The sequence below is a fragment of the Lacticaseibacillus sp. 22 genome (genome assembly GCF_055413445.1).
On the sequence record NZ_JBVAYD010000067.1, the window covers coordinates 1 to 1,282 of the forward strand.

General features: G+C 45.9%; 1 protein-coding gene. It reads left to right on the plus strand.

Annotation, left to right across the window (positions count from 1 at the left end; all coding sequences use genetic code 11):
* Positions 1-41 precede the first annotated feature (41 nt).
* Complete coding sequence (locus ACWP87_RS13740) at positions 42-1,046, plus strand: Gfo/Idh/MocA family oxidoreductase (RefSeq protein ID WP_014569696.1); 1,005 nt, start codon at positions 42-44, stop codon at positions 1,044-1,046.
* The last annotated feature ends 236 nt before the right edge of the window (positions 1,047-1,282 follow it).

A 1,282-nucleotide genomic window follows, 5' to 3' on the forward strand; every position in this document is an offset into this window, starting at 1 on the left:
TTATAATGAAAGAAATAATTCAACACGCGGAGGAGATTAGCATGCTGAAATACGGCATCATCGGGGGTAATGAGAATGCATTGGAATTCATTGACGCCGCAGACATTTCAGAAAAGTGGCAATTAACTACAGCGTTCACAGAAACAACGCGAGAAATGGCAGCAATCAGGGAAAAGCATCCGGAAACGGTCTTTTTTTCCGATCTTAATGCGTTTTTCCAAAGCCGGCATTTTACAACTGTCTTCATCAGTTCAAGCTCGCCTAATATGCGCCATTTTCCCCAAATTAAACAGGCAATCATGGCCGGGAAAAATGTCATTGTTCAACCGCCGGCGCTCACGAACCCGACTGAATTCAAAGAAGCCGAACAGTTACTTCGCACTCATCCAGAAGTACACTTTTTTGAGGCCGTGTATCCATTGCACATGCCTAATTTTCAAAACATCCTGACTGCGGTGCGCAAACTGCCTGCCATCCAAGGAGCAACATTTACGGCTATGCAGGAATTTCCCGGTTATGATGATGTTTTGGCTGGCAAGCGGCTTCAAGGGTTTACCCCCGAGTCAGCAGGAGGTGCCCTGCAAATGCTGGGCTTGTATCCTTTGTACGCTGCGTTTTCGCTTTTTGGCCACCCGAGTAACGGAAACTATTTCGCCACCGCCATCAACACTGGTGCAGACGGGCTTGGCACCATTTTCTTAACTTATCCGGCGTTTAATATCACCATTCATATTGGTATCACCACCGACTCGTTTATGCCTTCTGAAATTTATGGTTTACGTGAAAAGATCGTCATCGACAACATCACCGAACTGCGGCTGATCAATCATTACGATGCAGATCATCAAAATCACTTGCTTAACACGATCACCTATGAAAATCGATTGACGGGTGAGGCACTTGCTTTTGCCGAAATACTAGAAACGCCGAACGATCCCCAAAATCGCCTTCGCTATCAAACATGGTTGGAACTGGCACGTGACGTGAACACGACCCTATTCCATTTACGAACATTAGTGGGGCTGAAGTTTCCAACTGATGTTTAAAGCTCAAAAGGCCTCCGGAGACACACCTCCAGAGGCCCTATTTTTTATTGCTAACGGTCAAACTGAGACGACCAGACTTCAACGCACGATTTTCTACCCAAATTATGCGTTATCTTTCACCCGCTGATCACCGATACCACTACTGATTTCTTCAGTGAATGGCAGGGGCTTCTTTTTTGCATCTTCTAACAACGCTTCCCATGCGTGCCAAACGTTTGCTTCAGAATAACGATCTG

What these genes read in the sequence shown, in the direction of transcription:
- ACWP87_RS13740 (WP_014569696.1), top strand. Translation starts at nt 42, where the DNA reads ATGCTGAAATACGGCATCATCGGGGGTAATGAGAATGCATTGGAATTC.